This window comes from Brevibacillus fulvus (genome assembly GCF_016908525.1).
Taxonomy (GTDB): Bacteria; Bacillota; Bacilli; order Brevibacillales; family Brevibacillaceae; genus Brevibacillus_G; species Brevibacillus_G fulvus.
Map to the genome: position 1 here is coordinate 251,310 of NZ_JAFBEB010000004.1, position 23,116 is coordinate 274,425.

Consider the following 23,116-nt stretch of genomic DNA (forward strand, 5'->3'; position numbering starts at 1 on the left):
ACTGAAAATTCGGTCGGCAAAAAGTGTCGGAAAAAGGAAAAAAGTGTGTTGATAATATGAACAAAATCATTGTACTCCTGTCATCATGCACCGTCAAGAACATCATTAGACTAATTCCATTTTTGGAATAGTGACATTCTTCCTTATCTCGCTGCTTTTGGGCATGTTCCGTCATTCGCTTTCATAAAATGAACGAGATGTGCATCCATTGTTCGTCATGCAAATGTTGAAAAAGGAGAATGTCCCCGATGAAAAAGGTTGATGATCATTTGTCCCAACTGTTCCCAGCGCAGCTGATCACGTATGCCGAACGGATCAACATGCCTTATCTCGGATACCACCTGCTTCGCCATTATCTGTTTGAAAAGGTGCTGGGAGAGAGCGAATCTCCGATGCTATATTGGCTGGGCAAAGACTTGAGCAAGCAACTGACTCTCGACACAACCGACAGCTTGAGTCTGCTGTTTATCCGTCTCGGTCTGGGGAACCTGACTTTGCTCAAACGGGAAACCGATCGATACGTATTTGAACTGTCTCATCCTCTTTACGAGTTTATGCCGGTGGACAGGCTGCGCCAAACGCTTTCCTTCGAATCCGGGCTGATCGCCGGAATCGTCAGCGACTGGCATGGCCGGCCCGCCCACGCTGCCCTGGAACTTTACCAAGGTTCCGGGGGTTACAAAGCTCGCATCATCATTACTTCCTGAACTTTAATTGCAAAATAAACAAGACCCTTGGCTCGCCGAAAGCCAAGGGTTTTGTTGTCATCTCACGGCAATTTTCGCAAAAAACGGCCGCAAAATCTCGCCGATCTTTTCGAATTCGATCAGGAAACCGTCGTGCCCATAGATGGATTCGACCAAATAAAACGAACTGTCGTGACCTTGGCGGGCGAGCATGTCAACGGTCGCTTTTTGCCCATCGGGAGGATACAACAGATCGTTGGTAATGCCGATCGCCACCAGCCTGGCGCGAATTTTGGCCAAAGCCTGCTCCACTCCGCCTCTGCCGCGGCCGATATCATGGGTGTCGATCGCCTTCAGCAAATAAAGATAACTGTTGGCATCAAACCGACTGACCAGTTTTTCCCCTTGATAGCGCAAATAGCTTTCGACTTGATAGCACGTTTGGTACAGATGATTCGGTTCCTGCTGGCACAGGTGCCGCCCGAACCTTTGTTCAAACAATTCTGTGGAGCGGTAAGTGATCATCCCCAGCATGCGGGCGATGGCCAGACCGCGGCTCGGGCCGGCAGCAGGATAATAATGCCCGTTCTGCCATTCGGCATCGCTGCAAATTGCCTGTCTGGCCACATCATTATAGGCAATTGCCATTGCCGTCGTCTGCGTGCAGGTAGCAATGGGAATCACCAGTTCGCTCATTTCCGGATATTCAACGGCCCATTCATATACTTGCATCCCGCCCATCGAGCCGCCGATTACCGCATACAGCCGCTCAACCCCCAAACTGTCCAGCAATTTGCGCTGCGCTCTGACCATATCGCGAATCGTAACCAACGGAAACGAGGTGGCATAAGGCTTCCCGGTTCGCGGATTGAGACTGGCAGGTCCTGTTGAACCGTAACATCCCCCCAGCACATTGCTGCAGATCACATAATAACGATTGGTATCGATGACTTTGCCCGGCCCGATCAGCTCTCCCCACCAGCCCGGTTGATCCCCGCCGCCCGCCGCATTGGAATCGCCGGTTAAAGCATGGCAAACCAATACCGCATTTCCTTTGCTTCGATCATAAGTACCATAAGTATGATAGGCGATCGCTACATCCGTCAAAACTTCGCCCGAGTCCAATGGCAAATCACCCAGAAACGCTTTTTTCACGCCGTTCCCCTCCACCCAGTACTTTTGTCTTGACGAAACAGGAATACAAAAAACCCTCTTCCAAGAGAAGAGGGGGTATGCGCTGTCCAACTGCCCTCTCTTATCTCTCAGACAATACACTGTCTGCTGGAATTAGCACCTCTCCGCTGACGCGGGGTTGCCGGGTTTCATCGGGCCAGTCCCTCCACCACTCTGGATAAGAGTTTACGTTCAATTTTCAATTTTCATTTTTCATAATCATACGACCAACTGGCACAACTGTCAATAGTTGGAACAGGCACATTGCCGAAATCGTCTGGGCGGACACGCCGAAAAGCGCCTCCACGGCGGAGACGCTGCAGCCGGATTTGTCAGCGGTGCGCTGTGTAGCGATTGGCTTTGCTGATCGAACGAATCCAGTCCCGTTCCTGTTCCGTCAACATGACTTCGTCAGCAGCGAGATTGGCCAGCAACTGCTCCAGTCGGCTGGCGCCCGGAACGGCTGTCGCTACTGCCGGATTGGACAAGACATAGCGCAAGGCGATTTGCGGCAATTGCCGCGATTCGTTGGTGAGCCTGGACAACTGTTCCAGCAATTCCAACAGCTCTGCCCTGCCGTAATCGAGATATTGTTCCGGCGCTTTTTGCAAATAACGTTCCGTCAAAATTCCGTTGGCCACCGGACCGCGGGCGATCAGTCCAATCCCGTTTTCCGCAAGCAGAGGCAATACTTCTTCTTCCGGACGGCGATCCAAAATACTGTATTGGCTCATGACGCTGACGATATTGGAACGTTTGACATATTCCCGGATCACGTTGGGCCGGATCGAAGAAATCCCGTAATAACGGATATAGCCAGCTTGCTTCAATTCTTCAAACGCTTCGATCGTTTCGTCAATCGGATCGTCGATCGTGCCTCCATGAAGCTGGTATAAATCGATGTAATCGGTTTGCAGCCGGCGCAAACTTTCTTTGACCGCTTCCAAGATGTATGCTTTGGACGGGTCCCAAATCCAGCCGTCCTGCCCGGGAATTCTTCGGTTGCCCACTTTGGTAGCCAAAATCACTTCGGACCGTTTTCCTTTGATCGCTTTGCCCAACAATTCTTCATTACGGCCATAATCATACAAGTCGGCAGTGTCAAAGAAGTTGACCCCTCGGTCGATCGCTTCGTGAACGATCGAAATCGCCTTGGCTTCCTCCGTTCCCAACGTCATGCAGCCAAGGCTGATCTCGCTCACATGCAAATCAGATTTGCCCAACTGGTTGTATCGCATCGTCACTTTCCTTCTTTCCACTTTTTTTCTATCCTATCAAAACGAATGGAAAGAAGGAAAGAGCAGGCTACACTCCATAAACGGTTGCTTCCTCGGCGACATCCAGGCCAAAGGCGGTATGCAGCGTGCGAACGGCCAACCCGGTTTGGCTTGCCGGGATCACACAAGATACTTTGATATCGGAAGTGGAAACCATTTTAATGGAAATCTCCTGTTCGGCCAACTGTTTGAACATTTCTGCGGCGACGCCCGGATTGTTGACCATGCCCGCGCCGACAATCGACACCTTGGTCAGCCCCTCTTCATGCTCCACTTTCTCAAACTGAAGCTTCGCCCGATTCGCCTCCAAAGTCGACAAGGTTTTCGGCAGATCATCTGCGGAGATGGTAAAGGAAATATTCGTTGCTGACGCATCATAGGAGCTTTGAATAATAATATCGACATTGACCTGATGTTCCGCCAATGTATTGAACAAACGTGACAATGCACCGTTGCGGTCCGGCATGCCGACCACGGTAATTTTCGCAATGTCTTCATCATGGGCGACACCGCTGACCACTCTTCCTGTTTCCATTGTTGCTACCTCCTCAACATAGGTTCCATCCTCTTGGGTAAAGCTGGAGCGCACCACCAGTTTGACCTGATGTTTTTTGGCCAATTCCACGGAACGCGGATGGAGCACACCCGCCCCCAGATTGGCCAGCTCGAGCATTTCGTCATATGAGATCGACGGCAATTTTTGCGCGGTTGGCACAACCCGCGGATCAGCCGTATAGACGCCGGCTACATCGGTAAAAATTTCGCACTTCTCCGCGTTCAGGCTGGCAGCCAGCGCTACCGCGGTCGTATCGGAACCGCCGCGCCCCAATGTCGTGATCTCTCCTTCTTCCGTAATGCCTTGGAATCCTGCCACAATCACGATTTTATTTTGCTGCAGCTCCCGGAGAATCCGCTGGTTGTCAATATCTTTAATCCGCGCTTTCCCATGGACGGACTCGGTGATCATGCCCGCTTGCCATCCGGTCAGCGACACGGCCGCATAGCCCCGCTGCTGCAGCGCCATCGTCAAAAGCGCAATCGAAACTTGTTCTCCGGTACTAAGCAGCATATCCATTTCCCGTTCGCTTGGGTGCGGTGCGATTTGTTTGGCCATGTCGACCAGGACATCGGTTGATTTTCCCATCGCCGACACGACCACGACCATTTGATGTCCCGCCTCCTTGTAAGAGATGACTCTATCTGCAACCCGCAAGATCCGTTCAATAGTTCCTACCGAGGTACCACCAAATTTTTGAACAATTAACCCCATTCCGGCTTCTCCCCTTTTCGAGTGGTAACACATACCTCTCCAATAGTATTCTTTTCGATTTATTCAGTCCTTACATGAATTTCCCAAATCACGCAAAAAAGGCAGCGACGAGGATATACCTGCCGCTGCCTGTTATTAGACATACCGGTTCCTCCTTCCCGTACACCAACGAAGACAACGAAAAAAGCCCGTTATCACCGTTTTGGTGAGATAGCTCTCCATCTGGGCCATGGGTCAGGCACAGATGACAGTCCTGCGCTTGTTCAACGCAGGCCCAGCGCATGCAGCATGGGCGGCTGATGCACTTCGGCGAATTCCCCTTTCCCGCACCTGTCGTCGATTGCCCAATCTCCAGGGGGTACTGATGGTTTTCGCGCCTCTACCTCACTCCATAGGGAAGTGAGGTTCATATTCATTTAGTGGTGATTATATCAAACACAACAGAGCCGATCAATTCATTTTTTCAGATTCCTTGCCGTTTTGACGCAAAAAGGCGATGATTTCCCGCGCCAGTTTGTCGCCGATGCCGATCTGCCGGTATTGTTCGACCGTCGCCTCCCGCATTTTCGCCAGTGAGCCAAAATGCTGGAACAAGAGCTTCCGTCGTTTTTCCCCGATTCCGGGAATCTCATCAAGCTGCGAAGACAGCATGGTTTTGCTGCGCGCTTGCCGATGAAAGCTGATGGCGAAGCGGTGCACTTCATCCTGAATGCGTTGCAGCAAATAAAATTCGTAGCTGTCGTGGCGCAAAGGGATCGCTTGCGGCGGATCGCCAAACAGCAGTTCGGCGGTTTTATGTTTATCATCTTTGGCCAAACCGCAAACCGGAATATATAGCCCCAGTTCATTTTCGAGGATATCCACGGCCGCGCTGATTTGCCCTTTGCCGCCGTCGATCACGATCAAGTCCGGCAACGGCTGATTTTCGCGCAGCAGCCGGGTGTAGCGCCTGCGGATCACCTCGCGCATCGAGCCATAGTCATCCGGACCTTGTACGGTTTGAATCTTGTATTTGCGGTATTCTTTTTTGTCCGGTCGACCGTTGGTAAAGACGACCATCGCCGATACCGGTTCCGTTCCCTGAATGTTGGAGTTGTCAAACGCTTCGATCCGCACAGGTGTTTTAATCCCCAGCAGATGGCCCAAATTGTGCACGGCCTGAACGGTGCGGGCATCATCCTTGGACATGAGCGCGAACTTCTCCTCGAGGGCGATTCGCGCATTCTCCACCGCCATTTGCACCAGCTCATACTTTTTGCCGCGCTTGGGCGTCAATACTTTGACCCCCAGCCATTCCGCCAGCAGTTCCGGCTCGCTTTGTTCCGGCAGCAAAATTTCCTTGGGCAGCGCCTGCTGTTTTTCGTAGTAAAACTGGGTGAGAAATGACATGAAGTCCTCGGTTTCGTCGCCATAATACGGAAACGAAGTCGTCTGCCGTTCGATCATCTTTCCTTGCCGCATATAAAAAACTTGCACGCACATCCAGCCTTTTTCCACAGCAAAGCCGATGATGTCCCGGTCGACCGTATCGGTAAAGGTCACTTTCTGTTTTTCCATGACCGCCTCAATATTGCGAATCTGGTCGCGTAATTCTTTGGCCCGTTCAAACTCCATCTGTTCGGCAGCCTGCATCATTTTTTGCGTCAGCTCCTGCTTCACCTCTTCATGACCGCCGTCGAGGAATTTGCAGATTTCGTCCACGATGCGCTGGTTTTCCGCCGGATCGATTTCATTGACGCACGGCGCCAGACACTGTCCCAGATGGTAATACAGGCAAACCTGCTTGGGCATGGTTTTGCATTTGCGCAACGGATAGAGCCGGTCCAGCAGCTTTTTCACGTCGGCCGCCGCGCCGGCATTCGCGTAAGGTCCAAAATAACGCGCTTTATCTTTTAGCACTTTTCGCGTAATCTCCAGACGCGGCTGCGGTTCATTCGTTATCTTGAGATAAGGGTACGTCTTGTCATCCTTCAGCATGACGTTGTAGCGCGGATCATGTTCCTTGATCAAATTGCACTCCAGTATCAGTGCTTCGATAGCGGATGAGACCACAATATATTCAAAGTCAGCGATTTCACTGACAAGCAACTGCGTTTTTCCGTCATGGCTGCCGGTGAAATAGGAGCGCACCCGATTTTTCAGCACTTTCGCCTTGCCGACGTAAATAATCTCGCCTTTGGCGTTTTTCATTAAATAACATCCTGGTTTATCCGGCAATACAGCCAGTTTGTCTTTTAGTTTGCTCAGGGTAAGCCACTCCTTTCCTTCCTTTTATCGTAGCACAACAGCCGCTGACGTTTCATTATGGAAAAAAAAGAAACCGCACGCCAAAAGGGTGCGCTTGTTTCCAAACAAAAAGAGAGCAGTGTGCTGTGCACTGCTCTCCGGTCTGCTTGCGGTTTACAGATGTTTGCCCAAAGTCGCCATCAAAGCAGCTTTTGGCTGGAATCCGACGATTTTGTCAACAGGTTGGCCATCTTTAAATACGAGCAATGTCGGAATGGACATAATGCCAAAGCGACCGGCTGTCTCCGGATTGTCGTCAACATTCACTTTTGCTATTGTCAATTGATCTCCAATTTCCCCATCGATTTGCTCAAGTACAGGAGCAATCATTTTGCAAGGACCGCACCAAGGTGCCCAGAAATCAACGAGTACAGTTCCGCCTTGTTCGACATCCTGGCTGAATGTTTGGTCGGTTACATTTACAATTGCCATATCAGTATCCCTCCTTATTTACACAAAAACGGTGATTGCACAAACAGTATACCATTCTCCGAATCAGTTGACCATGTCGACCGACACTTTGCGACTCCCGGAGTCGCCCAATTCTCACTTGCTTCAGTTTGCCCTTCTTTGCCGAATTCAATGGTGGAAGATCTTGTCCGTTTGCACCTTGACCTTTTTGCGCCAAATTCATAAGCCGGTTTTCATCTAACGGTTGCCGAAACGCGGCGGCCGCTTCTCCACAAACGCCGAGACTCCTTCCCGCCCGTCTTCGCTGGCAAACGCTGCCCCGAAGCTTTTCGCTTCCGCTTGCATGCCCGTCTCCGGACCATGCTGCCACCCCGCCTGAATTGCGGACAGCGCCAGACGAATCGTCAGCTGGCTTTTCTGTGCGATCGACTCGGCCAGTTTTTTCGCTTCCGCCAGCAGCTGTTCCCGGGGATACACCGCTTCGACCAGGCCGATCTGGCCGGCGACCTCGCCTGTGACCGGTTCGCCGGTTAAAATCATTTCTCTCGCTTTGCCATAGCCGACTGTTTTCGGCAGCCGTTGCGTCCCCCCATACCCCGGGATCAAACCGAGCTTTACTTCCGGCAAACCAAGCTGGGCTTCCGGGGCAGCCAGCCGGAGGTGACAAGCCAAAGCCAGCTCCAGTCCTCCGCCAAGGCAAGGGCCGTTGATCGCTGCGATGAGCGGTTTGCTCAAGCTTTCCAGTTCGTTGAAAATCGCTTGCGCTTCCACAGACAAAGTCGTTCCCTGATCCGGCGGAGCCGCCAGAAATTCTTTCAAATCGGCTCCCGCGGCAAAACAGCGGCCTTCCCCTGTCAAAATGATCACACTCACCTGCTCCGCTTGTTCAAGTTGCCGGACGGTCTGTCGCAGCTCGTGGAGCGTCTGGCGATCCAACGCATTCACCGGCGGATTTCTTAGCGATACAATCGCGATCTTCCCTTCAATGGCGACAGTCAATTTGTCATATGACATGGAAATCCCTCTCTTTTCCTGATCGGTTCACTGGGCACTCGGTGACAGTACATTCCCCTTCCAGTGTAGCAAACCTCAACTGCGGAAAAAAGGCATTACCTGCCAATGGACGAAGTCGTTCCCCCCGGCAAAAAATTTACTGTCATTCAAGAGGCCAACTCTTTCAACAGTTGCATATGCACCCGTGCCTTTTCCTTGCTGGAGATAAGGTAATACCAGCCCAAAATTCCGTTATGCCAGATCCGTTCGTCTCTTCCTGCCAGCATCTGGGTCTGCAATTCATTGCGGTCAGGATCGTAATAGGTCACGAGCAGAGACGAGATTTGCTCTTCGGTCAGGTCGGTTTTGACATGCTGTCCCATAATCTGCATCAGCTTGAACGCCTTGAGAAACGCCTGCACGGAATCGCCCTTGTTGGCCAATGCCTGCAAAATTTCCTGCTGCCGCTTGATCCGTTCGTAATCGCTGTCTTCGTGCCCAAGGTCGCTTTTCCGGTAACGAGCGTAATCGAGCGCTTGCTTGCCGTTTAACGTCTGCACCCCGGGATACAAATCAATTTTTGTGTCATCGGACGGATCGGTGTACTTCATCCGCTTCTTCACGTTAACGGTGACTCCGCCTAACTCGTCGACGACTTTGCGAAATCCGTCAAAATCAATCGTCATGTAATGGTCAATTTTCACCTGAAAACACTTCTCCAACGTCTGCTTCAGCAATTTTGGTCCGCCGTAAGCCATGGCATGGTTGACTTTGTCATAGCCTCTTCCCGGCAGCTCCATGTATGTATCCCTCGGAATGGACAGCAAAAAAGCCCGCTGCTTGCCGGGATTGATGGCCGCCAGAATCGTTGTGTCAGAGCGTGCCCGTTCTCCCTCTCGGCTATCGATGCCAATCAACAGCAGCAAAAACGGTTTTAACGGTTTCGTTTGCAATGCCGCCCGGATCGCCGCTGGCCCCGATGGCTGCGGCGGCTGGCTCCCAGGCAGTGGCAACGGCGCCGACGGTTGTGGCGTTATCGATTGTACAGGCCCTTTCTGTTCTTCGAGCGGTTGATACCAGTTGTGCGTCATCTGTCTATATTCATAAAACGAATAAGATGAGTAACCGATCGCGGCTGCCAGCGCCAAGGCAAGCACCAGCGTCACGGATCGCTTCCAGGTTATGCGGAATAACTTCGGTTTCATATCCATTCCCCCCAACACTTGCGCTTTCAGAAGAAAAAAGACTCCATATGCGCAAGAATGGAGTCAACAGAAAGTGTAACCAGCTATGCCGTTTTCTATACCTATTGGCCCCATGCGGCCTGTACCAGCAACGTTACCCACTCCTGGCTTTGCCGTTCGTCAATGATGCGGAATCCGGCTTGCCGGTAAGCTTCCTCCACCTGATGACGATTCCATTCCACCATGCCTGACAACAGCAGCATCCCCCCGGGAACGATTCGCTCCTTGACGACGGGCAGCATCTTGATATCCTCATAGCCGCCGATGTTCAGGTAAACAAAATCAACCTGGTCGGGCAATCGTTTGGCTACAGCTGCATCCTCCAGCGGATCGCCAATGATCACATCGATCGACGAGTCTGGCAAACCGTTTTGCTCGAGATTGTGCTTCACTTGGGCCGCAGATTCCGGATTAATATCGACGCCGCATACCGGCAAGGCCGCCCCTGCCAAAACGGAGTAAATGCCCAAAATGCCCGAGCCGGTGCCAATATCGAGCACTTTTCGTTGACGCAGCTCCAGTTTTTGCAAAAAGTACAGAATATCCTGCGTCGTCCCGTGATAGCCGGTGCCAAAAGCAGCCCCCGGATCAATCCGCAATACTTTGTCTTTTCCCGCCAATCGCTCGGCCGGTGTCCAGGTTGGAGCAATCGTCCAGTCTCCCACTTCGATTTCCTGATAGTCTTCTTTCCAACTGTCCAGCTCTTCCGCCACTTCCTCCGCAGCGCCGAGACGCACGCGATCGTTCCAGCGCGACAAATAGCCGTTCAGCTGTTCGATGTGGGTTTGCCGATCTGCCGTCAATGGCTCGAACAAATAAGCGATCACCGGCGCTTCCTCCACCGTTTGATAGTCGTAGCCGTTATCGGTCCGGATCACCTCGATCTGCGGCTCGGTCCAGCCCAAGGTATAAGGGCTCTCCATGATCGTTAGCGTAAATTCCTCTTCGACCTCCGCTTCCAGAAACAGCGTATATTTTAACCAGTTTCTCTCCATCTCTTCCGATCCTTTCTTTTGCTTCAAGATAAAGTAGCCGCTTGTAGACTCACATGTTATGATAGTAAATTGAAAGATAGCTGAAAAGTAGAGGTGTCCCAAATGTTTGATGAATTTTTTTATCGGCGCCGCAAAAACAAGCCGATGCTGGTGGTCATGCTGCTCTTTTTGCTGGCAGGCATCGCTTTGATCGGGATGGGGATTCGCTATCTCTGGTAGTCTGCTTTACTTCCTTGCACCCACTCGATTATACTTGAAATTGTGTTTTCCTATTGTCATGAATGGTACGTTTTCATAGAAAGAAGGTTCTCTCATGTCGCGAATTCTCATCTCCGGGTATTACGGTTTTAATAATGCCGGAGACGACGTTGTTTTGTACGGTATTATCAGCTCGTTAAGACGGGAACAACCGCATATTTCCCTGTCCGTCTTGTCCAATCAGCCAGAACGTACAGAAGCGTTGTTCGGAATTCCGGCGTACAATCGCTGGCGGCTTTCAACCATCGTTCGCGAGTTGAAGCGCAGCGATTTATTGGTGATGGGCGGCGGCACCTTGATGCAGGATGTCACCAGTCCCCGGAGTGTTCTCTATTACTTGGGGATCGTCACGATTGCCAAACTGCTTGGCAAACGGGTCGTCTTCTATGCGCAAGGATTTGGCCCGATCTTGAAGTCGATCAGCCGGCTTTTGATTAAACAAGTGGTCAATCACGTTGATGTCATCACCGTCCGCGATTTTGAATCAGGCGAGGATTTTAAGGCTTGCGGCGTCACCAAGGCACCGATCTATGTGACAGCCGATCCGGCCTTGACCATTCATCCGGACGAAATCTCAAGCGAACAAGGACGGCGAATCTTGGCCGATTTGTTCGATGATTTGTCACGCCCTCTGGTCGCGATTTCCGTCCGCAACTGGAAACAGGAAGAAAAATTTAAGACGGCGATTGCCGAAGCGGCCGATTATTTCATTGAAAAAGGCTGGAATGTGCTGTTCTTGCCGATGCATTATCCGAGCGATGTCGCACCGTCGCGGGAAATTATCGGCAAGATGAAGCGGCAAGGGGCACAATATATTGAACAACACCTGTCGTTTTACGAGATTATGAGCTTGCTGAAACAATGCGACTATGTCGTGGGAATCAGGCTTCATTCTCTCATTTTGGCCTGCATGTTGCAGATTCCCTTTACCGGCATCACCTATGACCCTAAAATCGATCGCTTTGTTGAACGGGCCGGGATGCCTTGCGCCGGTCATATCAAGGATTTGCAGGCAGACGTCCTGCTTGCGATCTTGCAAGAGCGGATCGATCATTTGGAGAAAGAGCAGCAAATCATCAAAGAAACTTCTTTGAGTCTGGCTCGCGAGGCGGCCAAAAGCAGCGAGCTGGTGCTGCAGGCACTTCATCGGAAAAAATAATGGTTCGGGAGGGAAATGTTTTGTCTTTGGCTGCACAACTGCTTTATCAGCTTAATAAGTTGTTCCCTTTGCCGGTTCATCCGTTTAACCTGGCGAATGACGGAAAGATGAGCTATACAGAATGGCAATTCGTGAAAGGGGACCAAACGATTCAATTTTTTCTTCCCTTTCACTCACAAGAGGAGATGTTTCGGGACAAAACGGTTCTGGACATCGGGTGCGGCGGCGGTGGAAAAACTTGCTATTACGCCACATTTGGTCCCAAAAAAATCATTGGTGTCGATATTGTCCCGCATTATGCAGAAGAAGGCAATGCTTTTGCCCGGGAAAAAGGGTTGGCGGAAATTGCCACTTTTCTGACAGCAGATGCTTCGGCAATGACGTTTCCCGATAACACGTTTGACACAATTATTATGAACGATGCGATGGAACACGTCGAACAACCGGAAAAAACGCTGGCGGAATGTTTTCGCGTGTTAAAACCCGGCGGCCATCTTTATATCAATTTTCCTCCCTACTATCATCCATATGGCGCCCATCTGTCGGATGCAATCGGCATTCCCTGGGTGCATTCGCTGTTTTCCGAGCAAGCGATGATCGAAGCGTACAAAAGGTTGGTGCGCGATTTGCCGGACGGCAGCGATCGGATCAAGTTTCGCTTTAGCAAACGGGCGGATGGCACTGAATACTTCTCGTATATCAACCGGATGACGATCGCCCGTTTTCGCCGGATTCAAAAAGGAATTTCCCATCCGGCTGTCTATCAGCGGGAAATTCCCCTGCGTTCGACCGTATCGGCTTTGGCCAAGCTTCCCGGTCTTCGGGAGTATTTCGTCAAAATGGTCGTTTGCGTCTATCAAAAAAGAGCATAACCCTCGTACAGCAGCTTTAACCGCGATGATCCCTTCATCGCGGTTGTTTGTTTCAGCTTTTCCTTTTTATGTATCCGGTTTTATCTCCTGCTGTTGCTCGGGACGCGTTTGCTTTTGCTTGGGGCGCAAAAAGAGCGAGAGGAAAATCGGCAAGATCAGTTCGGGCCAGATCGCCAATGCCGTCCACTCCCGGTTAAAATCGATGAGTTGCACGGCATCGCGGAAAAACCAGAAGGAACAGACATAAACCAAAATCCCGACAGCCGGCACGACCGAATCGATCGGAACGCGCGGCATGAGCCGGTTCATTCCATGGCAAACCAGGTACAAGGAGAATCCGATTTTCACAAACATCGTCGGAAAATAGATCGCCACCATCGGAATTTCAAAGCGATCCAGAAAATCGGTCACCTTCACTTGTCGCACCAGTTCATAAACGGGGTATGTCAGGTGCGGCATCAAGTCGGTGCCAAGGATCAATAACAATGTCCATAGCACACCGCTTAATAACAGAACACCAATCAATAGGCTCGCCAACCCATGGCGAAATTGCAAAGTAGCGTTGCTGTACATAAATGAGATGCCTATTATTTCTCCAATGTATGAAAACGAGTACCAACCAGCTGTTGCCATCCCATACCACTCGAATTCAAAGACAGGACCAAGCCGGGAGAGATCGAACTCCTTATAGGACAGCGCAGGAACGAGCAAAAGGATAAAATAAAAGCTGGGAATGAAAAATTCAATCATTCGCGCGATCACTTCAATCCCGCCGCTTACCAGTTTGTTGATAAAATACAGCAGCAAGGCGGTGATAATCCATAACGGTGTCAATTGCAGCAGGCTCACATTGATAAAATCGGTAATCGTCCGGATATCGCGAATTAAGATGACGGCAAAGAACAATACGTAAATGAAGACGACCGCCTTACCCGCCCGCGGCCAGCGGGTGATCAACGCATCATACAGGTCTTGATTGGGAAACCGTTTGTGAACTTTGGACAGACACCACAGAACCAATGCGATGATCGCTGCAACCATTATCAAGGAAAGCCAGGCATCTTGTTTGGCAAAACGGACCATTTGCGCCGGCAGACTGATCAAGGTGCTGTCCATTACCCAGATGGAACCGATCAAAATGATTTGCCGTCCGGAAATTCGCTCCATACAGACACCTCCTAGGGAAATGGGATAAACGGCGAAAGCAGTTGCTGCAACAGAACAGCGGGTTTGACCGCTTTTTCAAACATTTGATTGAAAGCAGTGATGGCAAGACTGACAGTTAAAATCCCGGAGATGGTCAAAAAGGTGGGCTTGTTGGCCGCTTTCATCGTTTTCCAACTAGCGATCATATAAAAAACGATCAACAGCAAAACGATCGGCACCGTAATCATCTATTCCCCTCCTCTCGCTGAAAAGGAGCAATCAATGCCCCGGAATGCTCGATCTGGATGTCGGTTTGGACTTCCGTTTTCACTTTCGGATACATTTCATCCCAGTTTGCGGAAATTTGCCGCCAATAAGTTGGGTCGTCCATGTAAATGTTTCTGCCGAAGCCGATGATGTCGGCTTTGTATTTTTTTTGCAAAATGGACAATGAGTTTTTCACGTTGCCTTCAATTTTTTTGCCGACAAGCGTTTCCAGCGTCCCCATGTTGACGGGCGTAAAGCGCGATTCGTTGTCAACGACCGAGCCGATCGCTTTGATGCGAATTTGCATCAGGATTGTTCCGTCTTGTTGGATAACCGGTTTTAGCTTGCTCTCGGTCTGATGAAACTGTACCGCTATTTTTTTCTTTGAGCCGGGCGCCGTTATCGAGACCGTCGGGATCCGGGCCTCATCCATCGCCCATAACGCCCCTTGGGCATCGTCCCCTTCCAAAAAACCGACCAGTTTCTCTTTTTTAAAGACGGCCAGTCCGCCGACGCGGATGTTTTCTTTCCCTTTTGCTTCCGCTGAACCGGGTTCTTTGCTCGTGGTTTTAAAAAACGGGATTGCTGGATCGATCCCTTCCTGCAAAATGGACGTAATCAAATCCTTTAACACACGGTTTCGTTTCATATATTGATTGAGTTGCTCGCGAATCGCCTCAGAGGGAAAACGTTCAATCGGCGCTTCCGATTCCATAATGTCGACGCTTTTCCCCTGCGTGATCGCCACATTGGCGGTCAAGCGATTTTGCGGGATTCGGGAAAAGACATCCATGATATCCAAAATGCCCTCTCTTGCCAGATCTTCACCGATTAACAATGTCCGGCGATGCGAAAAGTACAAAATCCGCGAGAGCGCTTGCTGCTCAATTTCATTGGCTTTACGGATTGTTTCGGCGGTAGCGGTCAAGCTGTGCCACGCCTTTGTGCCGCTCGTTCCGCCGCCGCCGCCTTGGCTGCCGGCTCCCCCCAATTGGCTGGGCATGGCGATTTGCACCGTCACCTTGTACTGATTGCCCTCTTTGTCTACCGAAGTACCCATGACCAAGGCAATGTCGTTGATTTCTTTCCGATCCCAGCAGCCAGCTAACAGCAAACTCGCTGCAAGAATCGTGCAAGCTAACCGTCTCATTCAGTTTCCCCCTCTTGCTTGACAGGAGATGGTTTCAGGTCGGTACTCATCCGTTTTCGCTCACGGTCGTATAGTAGAGGCGGCCGGGTTATCATTCGCCACCAGGGAGAACGGATCAACAAATCTTTTTGCGCTTTCCAACTAAACGGAGCGATTCCGGAAAGATACGGAACGCCAAACGAGCGCAATTTGGCCAAATGCAAGACAATACACATCGTGCCGATCACGATGCCATATAAACCAAAGGTGGCGCCAAGCAGCATCAAGGGAAAGCGCAGCAAGCGAATGGCGATCCCAAAGCTGTAGCGGGGAACGGTAAACGAAGCGATCCCGGTCACCGAGACAATAATAACCATCGGAGCGGAAACGATTCCCGCCTGCACCGCCGCTTGTCCGATCACCAACGCTCCGAGAATGGAGACTGCCTGTCCGACCGTCTTGGGCAAACGAACCCCGGCTTCGCGCAACGCTTCAAACGATATTTCCATGATCAGCGCTTCCACAATAGCGGGAAACGGAATCGATTCCCTGGCTGCCGCGATACTGAGCAGCAAAGTAGTGGGGATCATGTCCTGATGAAAAGTGGTCACTGCTACATACAGCGCCGGCATAAACAAAGCGATCCCCAAAAAAAACAGCCGAAGCAGGCGGATAAACGATCCGGCATAAATGTCCTGATAATAATCTTCACTGGCCTGCAACATCAGCCAGGCCGTAACCGGCCCGACCAGGACGAACGGAGTATTATCAATAAAGATGGCAAATCTCCCCTCGAGCAGATGGGCGGCTACTGTGTCAGGCCGTTCCGTATTTTGCACCTGGGGAAAGATGCTGAACGGGTCATCTTCAATCAGTTCCTCGATATAGCTGCTCTCCAAGATACCGTCAATCTTGATCCTCTCCAACCGATTTCTCACTTCCGCGATCACGCGCGGATCGGCAAGGCCGTCAATATAGGCCAACGCCACATTCGTTTGCGTATGCTCGCCAATTTTGTAGGCGATGGTTTTCAACCGTGGAGATTTTAAACGATACCGCAACAAAGCCGTATTCGTTCGCAAACTTTCCGTAAAACCTTCCCGCGGGCCACGAATCGTCGCTTCGGTAGCAGGTTCCTCGACTCCCCGGCGGGTTCCTCCGACAACGTTAAACAGCAAGGCTTTGTCATAGCCATTGACCAGCAAGGCAACGCTCCCCGTCAGGATGCCCTCCACCAGTTGCGCATATTGCTTGGCGGAAGTCACCTGTGCCAAGGAAATTTGCCTTTCCTTCAGGTCGGCTGGCTGTGACTCGTTGAAAGTTTCACTAAAATGGATCAGGAGCGGCCGCATCAAATTTTCATGAATCTGATCGGTATTGACGATGCCATCGATGAATACCAGCAAACCTTTGGTCGTTTCATTGACCATTATTTCGCGAAAAACAACATCAGAGCAGTCGCGAAAAATCTCCTGCAAAACTTGTTTCGAGTGCGCCAGCTCGGTTTCGATCCGTTCATCCGTAATCTCCAAGGTGATGTCTTTTGGTTGGGAAGGAATATTATGCTTTTTTTTCCGTTGATTGCGTACGGTCCGAAACCAGTTTCTCATCCTTCTCCTCCCTTCTTCACCAGCCCGTTGAATACGTTTCCATTATCCCCATTGACTGCCAAATTATGCGACCTTCCTACGCGTTTGCCGGTGAACCGTACAGCAAATCAGTGAATCACCCCCCAGCCACAAAAAAAAAGCGCCTCTCCTGTTCGGAAAGGCGCCGCCCCTGTGGATTCTTTGTTTACTGTTCAGTTCTTCGCTTGCGCAAAAATCCGGCGAACTTGCGCACCACGTTGCCGCCTGGCAGCCAGTCGAGTTCACGCGGTTCCAATAACGGAATCGCTACGAGCAACCCGATGTAGACGATCATCCCGACCGCGATGCCAATGACCGTCTCCGCCGCGCCCAGCAAACGTGCGCTTATGCCATGCAGCCAATATTGACAGCCGATGGTGGCCGTCCAGGTACACAACAGCATCACATTCGCTGCGATCAATGGATAAATATAGTCAAATGCCCAGTTTTGCTCACTCTTGACCAGCTTGCGGATGCTGCGCATATTCAGCAGCCAGACAAACGTGCTGGCGGCCAGCCAGGAAAGCGACAGGCCATCGATGCCAAACAGCGAAGCAAACACGAGCGTCGTGACGATTTTCACGCCGACTCCCCAAAGCAGGTGCAAAGCAGGGACATTTTCTTTCCCTAACCCCTGCAAGACGCCGTTTGTTGCCAGCAGCATCGATAACGGGATCGCGCTGACTGCCAGAATCGCCATCGCCCGCGTTCCTTCCAGGTCACCGTACAAGGCGAGATTGGCCCCTTCCGCGATCCCGGTCAACCCCAAGCCTGCCGGCAAGCCCAGCAGCCAGGCAAAGCGAAAGGAAATCCGCGACAACGTTCGCACCCGGTCTTCGTCATGCTTTCGTTTCGCTTCAGCGATCGCCGGAACAATGGACAGCGCGATCGACGCGCCGAACAGGCTGGCCAGCTGCAACAGCGGGCCTCCCCGGCTGTAAACGCCAAACCAGGCGTCGGCCGTCACGCCATCCACTCGCCAGACATAGCGAAAAATATTAATGGCCAAAAAAGAGTCAACCAGACTAAAGATCGGAATCGCCAACGCCCCGACGCAAATCGGCCAGGAAATTTTCCACATGTTGAGAAAAAAACGGCGATCGATCCACCAGCGCCAATCTTTCCAGCGAGGATCGAGCGTAAGCCGGCTGGAGCGCTGTTGCCAGCCCAGCAATAAAAACAAAAACAGCAAACTGATCACCGTGCTGATCATCGTCCCGAAGTTGACGCCGGCAATCACCGAATCGGTATCTTCGCCCAATTTGACCAGATAGCCTGCCGTCAGCATAATCAGCACAACCCGCAGCGTTTGTTCCACCACCTGGGACAAGCCGACCACCATCATTTTCTGGCAGCCGTAAAAATAGCCGCGCAACACCGCGATGAGCGGAACGAACAACAAGGACAGGGAAATGGCCCTGATCGGTTCAACCAGATGCAGGTTGCCCATGGCCAATGCAATCAGCGGCGAGGAAAAATACAGCAGCGAAAACAGAGCGGTCCCGATAACGCTCATCAGCAACAGGCTGCGCGCCAATATTTGCTGGACTTTGCCCGTGTTTCCTTCCGCCAGCGCTTCCGCAATGATTCGGGACAATGCGATCGGCACCCCTGCTGTAGCCAGATTGAGAAAAGCCAAATAAAGCGGATATACCTCTTGATACAACCCTAATCCGCTGTCACCCACTATATCTTGAAGCGGAATCCGGTAAAACATCCCGATAATTTTGGAAAGAAATCCCGCTATGGTTAAAATGATGGCTCCGCCAAGAAAATGGCTTTTTTTCAGCATTGTCTGTCTCCTTTACATTACTTGCTCATCCAATCCTAAGTCCCTCTTTGTCCACCCTTACATGAGACTCAGGTATAGCGGAAAAGTTTCGCAGTCATACTGGGTAGCAACAAGATTTTTATCGCTGACAGAGAAACGAAAGGGGCTTGTATATGGCGCTCACCCGCTATTTCATTCAACATCTGCACTGGCCGTTAATGGAAAAAATCAAACAAAACAAAACGAGATGGTATATTCGTGACATGAAGGAAATGGAGAGTCTTTCAACAGCGCAAATCGCGGAAACGCAAGCAAGCCGATTGGCCGACCTGCTTCGGCATGCCGTTGCCACTGTTCCCGCGTATCAACCATGGCTGGCGCAGCAGGAAGCGATCGGACAAGACCCGATCGCTTTTTTGCAACAATTCCCCATCCTGAGCAAAGCTGATTTTCGCCAGCACCATCAACGCTATCTGAGCACCGCGCTTTCACCGGCAACGAAATTGATTCCGAACCGTACCGGCGGCTCGACCGGTGAGCCGATTCGCTTTTATCTTGATCGCTATACCGTTGAGCATTATGAAGCCGCCCGGTGGTACGGCCTGTCCTGGCACGAGATTGAACCGGGCGATCCGTCCATCATGGTCTGGGGATCGCCAATTGAGCTGAATCAGCGGCAAAAACGCCGTTATTTGTGGAAAGAACGCTTTTTGAAAAACCGGCTGCTGCTGCCTGCCTACGAGTTGCAACGAGCCAAATTGGATGACTATTTACGCTTGCTGCATTCATTTAAACCCGCCTATTTGTACGGGTACGCCTCCGCACTCCATCTGCTGGCAGAACTGCTGCTGCAGAGCGGACGCAAACCGGGCATCCCCCTAAAAGCGGTTGTCTCCACGGCCGAGACGCTTCTGCCGCATCAACGGGAACGCATTGCAGAAGCTTTTCAAGCCCCCGTGGTGAACGAATACGGCGCGCGCGACGGCGGAATCCTCGCCTACCAATGTCCTGCCGGGGGGATGCATATTTTCAGCCAAAATTGTTTGCTGGAAACCGTCGATCCCGTCAGCAAACAACCGGTCGGCCCCGGCCAGCCCGGACTGTTGCTCGTAACCGATCTGCATAACTATTCCATGCCGCGTCTGCGCTATCAATTGGGCGATATTGTGAAACTCTCCCGCGATGTCTGCTCCTGCGGGCGAAATCTTCCCTTGTTGGAGGCGATTGAAGGACGAGAAGATGACATGTTTGTCTCAACAAGCGGCCAATTTGTGCACGGCCATTATTTTAACCATCTGATGCGAAATCTGGATAGCTTTCTCAGCTTCCAGCTCATCCAGCACGAACCGCGCAGGCTGTCAGTAAAACTGGTCAAGCATCCGGAAAAATACAAGCAGACAGAAGAACGACAGTTTATCGACGGCATCCGGCAATCGTTGGGCAACGATGTGGAAATCGCTCTTGAATATGTGGCAGAAATCCCTCCCAGCGCTTCCGGCAAACAGCGCTACGCGATCAGACAGTTTCCTATTGAACTGAGCGGGAACGGCGCTTCCACACCTTTCCCGCCAGCTCACTGACCAACGGTTCCCTCGTCAAAAACAGCACTACGCCGTAGACGACAGCTCCTGCTCCGATCCCGAGCACGAGGTGGACGACCAGCGGCAGCATGGCCAGGACGGGTTCCCATAGCGAGATCGCTGCGCCCATTACGAGGCTGGCGATCAGCACCTTGCCGGCGGTCAGCAAAAAGTTGGCGCGGACCGGCCGGCCGATTTTTCGCCACAACAGGGCAAACAGCAAGACGGACTGACAGATGGCCGAAACAGACGCGCTTAAAGCCAAGCCGCCATGGCTTAACCACGGCATTGAGATCCAGGCGGTGGCCAAATAGGCCAAAATGCCGATAAAACCGATAATCACCGGTGTGCGTGTATTTTTCAATGCGTAAAAAGCGCGGGTCAACAAATCTCTTGCGCCCAATGCATACAAGCCGAGACTGTAAAAGGTCAGGGCAAAATCGGTCATTTGCGTTGCCGAGTGCGTAAAGCTCCCCCGCTCATAAATCAGTTCGATCAACGCTTCTCCGTACATAATCAGTCCGACCGTAATCGGAATCAGCAGAATGAGCAAATAGGCCAGCCCTTTTTGCAGCACCTGCTTCATTTCATTCATTTCACCGCGTTCCACATAGGAAGCCAATAACGGGAAGAGCGGCAGCGTAAACGCGCCGACAAACACTGCCTGCGGCAACTGGTTGATCGTATTGGCCAGCATCAGGGCGCTCGGTCTGCCTTCGCCCAATGAATTGGCCAGCCCTCGCTCCAAAAACGTCGTCACATTGGCGATAACGGCGCCGATGAATATCGGGATGACCCGTTCGCCCATGCTGCGCATTGCCTCATCCTCTTTCCATCCGAGGCGGAACCGGTGACGATAGCCAAAAGACCGCATCGTCGGCAGCATGGTCAGACAAGCGGACAAGTAGCCGAGCGATGTGGCCAGAGCCAATCCGTTCACGCCCATATGGGGCACCAGCAGGTACATAAACACGATGACGACCGCGCCATTGGCGACCGTCCCCACGGTTGGCGTAAAGAAATGCTGATGCGCATTGCATACACTCGACCAGAGGCCCACCAGCCCGATAAAAATCGCTGACGGCCACATCCACTGCAGCAACTCTGCCGTCATTTGGATCGCGTCTTCGCCCCTGACACCCAGCAACAAGGCGGTTTGCCGGGAGAAAAGCACACCGAGCACAGCCAGGACGGCAAACCCGGCCAGCACGATGAACAACACCTTTTGATACAGCTCATTGGCCCGCTGTCGATTGTTCTGCTCGAGAATTCCCCTTAGAGTGGGAATCAGCACGGCATTAATTGCCCCGGGCACGACCAGAAACAGTGTCATCGGGATGTTGGAGGCGATCGTGAACAGATCGGTCTCCCTGCTCAAACCATACAAATTGGATAAATAAATATTGCGGAAAAAACCTAACAGTCTGCCGGCCAACGTAAGCACGACAATTAAGGAAGCCGTACGCAACAAATTCATGTATATGAAATCTCCTATTCCTGTTCTGCTGCGGTTCGTTCGGCAAGCGCCAGCGACCGCCGGACGGCCACTGCTGGCCGCCACCTCTGTATCATATAGCAAAAAGCGCAAATCTACCAAGTTTTTTGTCGAATCCTTGCTACCTGCTTGATACTTTCATTATAATGGTTAAGTTGAACTTTGTCGTAGGAGGAGTCGTCTGAATGAGACAAGCCTTGTTAAAATGGGGCACATTGCCAAACACCTGGCTCTACTTGCTGTTGGCCTATCCCATCATTGATTACATCATGAGAAAAATTCTCCCGATCCCTATCGTCTCTTCCTTTTGGGATGACGGCTTAATCCTCGTCTTACTCGTGTTCGCCCTGATTGGGTTCTTGCAAGGGGAACGGAAAATGCCTGCAATCAAGCATCTGCTCATTGCCTTCTTGATGTACGGGCTGGGGCTGATGATGGTTGATATGGTCAATCTGGATGCCAGCATCGAGGGCTTCCGCTCGATCTATCAATACATGTTGGCCTTCGTGATCGGTTTTTATCTGTTCCAATCCAAGGAACAATTAACCAACATGATCCGGCTGCTGGGCGTTGTCGGTTTTATCGTCGGCTTGATCGGGGTCATGCAGGTAGTGCTTGGGGTGGAAACCTCGCTCGCCTGGGTAAATGCCGGAGAGTCCACTCGCACGCGCGCCTTTTCCATTGTAACCAGTCCGAACGTTTTGGGCAGCTACATGGCGTTTATCACTCCGGTAGCAATGGGCCTGTTTTTGTACACCAAACAGAAGAAAGAAAAAATCTGGTGGCTGCTTGTCAGTCTGACAACACTCGCCGCCCTGCTGTTTACCGCTTCGCGGGGAGCCTGGTTTGCCTTCGCTTTCGTCATCTTCATCGGATGCTGGATCTGGAACCGCCGGCTCGCGATCTATTTGCTGATTTTGGGAATCATTGGAGCTGTCGTGCTTTATTATGTCCCGAACCTGCCGTTGATCGGTACGGTCAAAGATCGGCTGGCTACGCTGTTTACGGTCGAATACTTTCAAAAAAGCTTGCAGGATGGACGTCTGGCCCGTTGGTACGAAGCTTATAACAAAATGCGGGTCGATCCATTGTTCGGCGTCGGTATGGGTCACCACGGCGGTGCGGTAGCCTCCCGCCACTTCGGAACGATCTACTCGGACAGTTATCTGTTCAAGAGCATCGCCGAATTGGGGCTGCTTGGCGTTGGCCTGTTGATTTCTCTGATCGTGTTGATTATTCGCTACTGCTTCCAAGTCACCACCCGCATGATGAAAACCCCTTCCTTCTATATCCTGTTGGGCATATCCTGCGGAATGTTGGCCGTTTCACTGCACAACATGGTGGAAAATATTTTTGAAGTTCCTTTCATGTCGCTCTATTTCTGGTTGTTTGGCGGTTTCTTCTGCGCCCTGCATACGAGAGGCGACGAGGAAAACAGACGTGTAGATGAACGATAACGGCCTCAACATTTTTGGA

General features: G+C 51.5%; 19 protein-coding genes and 2 riboswitches. Of the genes, 5 read left to right on the forward strand and 14 right to left on the reverse strand.

Annotated elements, in window-relative coordinates:
• The first annotated feature begins 248 nt into the window (after positions 1-248).
• Entirely contained in the window at positions 249-707 is a 459-nt protein-coding gene (locus JOD01_RS08260; RefSeq protein WP_204517778.1) for a DUF2507 domain-containing protein, read from the forward strand.
• Between the two features lie 57 nt (positions 708-764).
• Here JOD01_RS08260 and metX read toward each other — a convergent pair whose 3' ends face one another.
• The 8 genes from metX to JOD01_RS08300 all read right to left on the reverse strand — a co-directional run bounded on the left by metX (position 765) and on the right by JOD01_RS08300 (position 10,335).
• Positions 765-1,841, reverse strand: coding sequence for a homoserine O-acetyltransferase MetX (metX, locus tag JOD01_RS08265; protein WP_204517779.1), 1,077 nt, complete (start codon positions 1,839-1,841; stop codon positions 765-767).
• A 97-nt stretch (positions 1,842-1,938) separates the two neighbouring features.
• Positions 1,939-2,044: riboswitch (SAM riboswitch) on the reverse strand.
• 147 nt (positions 2,045-2,191) lie between these two features.
• On the reverse strand, positions 2,192-3,097 hold the full coding sequence (locus tag JOD01_RS08270) for an aldo/keto reductase (RefSeq protein ID WP_204517862.1): 906 nt from the start codon (positions 3,095-3,097) through the stop codon (positions 2,192-2,194).
• A 67-nt stretch (positions 3,098-3,164) separates the two neighbouring features.
• On the reverse strand, positions 3,165-4,406 hold the full coding sequence (locus tag JOD01_RS08275; RefSeq protein WP_204517780.1) for an aspartate kinase: 1,242 nt from the start codon (positions 4,404-4,406) through the stop codon (positions 3,165-3,167).
• Between the two features lie 203 nt (positions 4,407-4,609).
• Positions 4,610-4,796: riboswitch (Lysine riboswitch) on the reverse strand.
• A gap of 60 nt (positions 4,797-4,856) precedes the next feature.
• Positions 4,857-6,653 (reverse strand): excinuclease ABC subunit UvrC, encoded by a 1,797-nt coding sequence (uvrC, locus tag JOD01_RS08280; RefSeq protein ID WP_204517863.1) that lies wholly within the window; start codon positions 6,651-6,653, stop codon positions 4,857-4,859.
• 153 nt (positions 6,654-6,806) lie between these two features.
• Positions 6,807-7,124, reverse strand: a complete 318-nt coding sequence (trxA, locus tag JOD01_RS08285) for a thioredoxin (RefSeq protein ID WP_204517781.1) — start codon at positions 7,122-7,124, stop codon at positions 6,807-6,809.
• A gap of 216 nt (positions 7,125-7,340) precedes the next feature.
• Entirely contained in the window at positions 7,341-8,117 is a 777-nt protein-coding gene (locus JOD01_RS08290; RefSeq protein ID WP_204517782.1) for an enoyl-CoA hydratase, read from the reverse strand.
• Between the two features lie 146 nt (positions 8,118-8,263).
• Positions 8,264-9,301: an LCP family protein gene (locus tag JOD01_RS08295; RefSeq protein WP_420829073.1), complete on the reverse strand. Its 1,038-nt coding sequence runs from the start codon at positions 9,299-9,301 to the stop codon at positions 8,264-8,266.
• Between the two features lie 101 nt (positions 9,302-9,402).
• The gene (locus JOD01_RS08300) at positions 9,403-10,335 is read right to left on the reverse strand and encodes a 50S ribosomal protein L11 methyltransferase (protein ID WP_204517784.1); all 933 of its coding nucleotides are present in this window, start codon (positions 10,333-10,335) and stop codon (positions 9,403-9,405) included.
• 313 nt (positions 10,336-10,648) lie between these two features.
• On the opposite strand from JOD01_RS08300, the gene csaB reads away from it, so the two are divergent.
• Complete coding sequence (csaB, locus tag JOD01_RS08305) at positions 10,649-11,752, forward strand: polysaccharide pyruvyl transferase CsaB (protein ID WP_204517785.1); 1,104 nt, start codon at positions 10,649-10,651, stop codon at positions 11,750-11,752.
• Between the two features lie 20 nt (positions 11,753-11,772).
• Positions 11,773-12,624 (forward strand): class I SAM-dependent methyltransferase, encoded by an 852-nt coding sequence (locus JOD01_RS08310; RefSeq protein WP_204517786.1) that lies wholly within the window; start codon positions 11,773-11,775, stop codon positions 12,622-12,624.
• 66 nt (positions 12,625-12,690) lie between these two features.
• Here JOD01_RS08310 and JOD01_RS08315 read toward each other — a convergent pair whose 3' ends face one another.
• The 5 genes from JOD01_RS08315 to JOD01_RS08335 form a co-directional block, all read right to left on the reverse strand.
• Entirely contained in the window at positions 12,691-13,791 is a 1,101-nt protein-coding gene (locus JOD01_RS08315; protein ID WP_204517787.1) for a GerAB/ArcD/ProY family transporter, read from the reverse strand.
• An 11-nt stretch (positions 13,792-13,802) separates the two neighbouring features.
• Positions 13,803-14,018 (reverse strand): hypothetical protein, encoded by a 216-nt coding sequence (locus tag JOD01_RS08320; RefSeq protein WP_204517788.1) that lies wholly within the window; start codon positions 14,016-14,018, stop codon positions 13,803-13,805.
• Positions 14,015-15,187 (reverse strand): Ger(x)C family spore germination protein, encoded by a 1,173-nt coding sequence (locus JOD01_RS08325; protein WP_204517789.1) that lies wholly within the window; start codon positions 15,185-15,187, stop codon positions 14,015-14,017. Before JOD01_RS08325 ends, JOD01_RS08320 begins: the two co-directional genes overlap by 4 nt.
• Positions 15,184-16,776, reverse strand: coding sequence for a spore germination protein (locus JOD01_RS08330; RefSeq protein WP_204517790.1), 1,593 nt, complete (start codon positions 16,774-16,776; stop codon positions 15,184-15,186). Before JOD01_RS08330 ends, JOD01_RS08325 begins: the two co-directional genes overlap by 4 nt.
• A gap of 184 nt (positions 16,777-16,960) precedes the next feature.
• Positions 16,961-18,586, reverse strand: coding sequence for a putative polysaccharide biosynthesis protein (locus tag JOD01_RS08335; protein ID WP_204517791.1), 1,626 nt, complete (start codon positions 18,584-18,586; stop codon positions 16,961-16,963).
• A gap of 152 nt (positions 18,587-18,738) precedes the next feature.
• Between JOD01_RS08335 and JOD01_RS08340 the strand changes: the two genes are divergently transcribed.
• A complete protein-coding gene (locus JOD01_RS08340; RefSeq protein WP_204517792.1) occupies positions 18,739-20,145 on the forward strand; it encodes a phenylacetate--CoA ligase family protein in 1,407 nt (468 codons plus the stop codon).
• On the opposite strand, the gene murJ is transcribed toward JOD01_RS08340, so the two are convergent.
• Entirely contained in the window at positions 20,093-21,622 is a 1,530-nt protein-coding gene (murJ, locus tag JOD01_RS08345; RefSeq protein WP_204517793.1) for a murein biosynthesis integral membrane protein MurJ, read from the reverse strand. The two genes, JOD01_RS08340 and murJ, sit on opposite strands and share 53 nt — an antisense overlap.
• Positions 21,623-21,825: 203 nt before the next feature.
• On the opposite strand from murJ, the gene JOD01_RS08350 reads away from it, so the two are divergent.
• On the forward strand, positions 21,826-23,097 hold the full coding sequence (locus tag JOD01_RS08350; RefSeq protein WP_204517794.1) for an O-antigen ligase family protein: 1,272 nt from the start codon (positions 21,826-21,828) through the stop codon (positions 23,095-23,097).
• Positions 23,098-23,116: the final 19 nt, after the last annotated feature.

Coding starts and splice junctions, on each gene's coding strand:
- JOD01_RS08260 (WP_204517778.1), top strand. CDS start 249: ATGAAAAAGGTTGATGATCATTTGTCCCAACTGTTCCCAGCGCAGCTG.
- JOD01_RS08270 (WP_204517862.1), bottom strand. CDS start 3,097: ATGCGATACAACCAGTTGGGCAAATCTGATTTGCATGTGAGCGAGATC.
- JOD01_RS08275 (WP_204517780.1), bottom strand. CDS start 4,406: ATGGGGTTAATTGTTCAAAAATTTGGTGGTACCTCGGTAGGAACTATT.
- trxA (WP_204517781.1), bottom strand. CDS start 7,124: ATGGCAATTGTAAATGTAACCGACCAAACATTCAGCCAGGATGTCGAA.
- JOD01_RS08290 (WP_204517782.1), bottom strand. CDS start 8,117: ATGTCATATGACAAATTGACTGTCGCCATTGAAGGGAAGATCGCGATT.
- JOD01_RS08295 (WP_420829073.1), bottom strand. CDS start 9,301: ATGAAACCGAAGTTATTCCGCATAACCTGGAAGCGATCCGTGACGCTG.
- JOD01_RS08300 (WP_204517784.1), bottom strand. CDS start 10,335: ATGGAGAGAAACTGGTTAAAATATACGCTGTTTCTGGAAGCGGAGGTC.
- csaB (WP_204517785.1), top strand. CDS start 10,649: ATGTCGCGAATTCTCATCTCCGGGTATTACGGTTTTAATAATGCCGGA.
- JOD01_RS08315 (WP_204517787.1), bottom strand. CDS start 13,791: ATGGAGCGAATTTCCGGACGGCAAATCATTTTGATCGGTTCCATCTGG.
- JOD01_RS08320 (WP_204517788.1), bottom strand. CDS start 14,018: ATGATTACGGTGCCGATCGTTTTGCTGTTGATCGTTTTTTATATGATC.
- JOD01_RS08325 (WP_204517789.1), bottom strand. CDS start 15,187: ATGAGACGGTTAGCTTGCACGATTCTTGCAGCGAGTTTGCTGTTAGCT.
- JOD01_RS08330 (WP_204517790.1), bottom strand. CDS start 16,776: ATGAGAAACTGGTTTCGGACCGTACGCAATCAACGGAAAAAAAAGCAT.
- JOD01_RS08335 (WP_204517791.1), bottom strand. CDS start 18,586: ATGCTGAAAAAAAGCCATTTTCTTGGCGGAGCCATCATTTTAACCATA.
- JOD01_RS08340 (WP_204517792.1), top strand. CDS start 18,739: ATGGCGCTCACCCGCTATTTCATTCAACATCTGCACTGGCCGTTAATG.
- murJ (WP_204517793.1), bottom strand. CDS start 21,622: ATGAATTTGTTGCGTACGGCTTCCTTAATTGTCGTGCTTACGTTGGCC.
- JOD01_RS08350 (WP_204517794.1), top strand. CDS start 21,826: ATGAGACAAGCCTTGTTAAAATGGGGCACATTGCCAAACACCTGGCTC.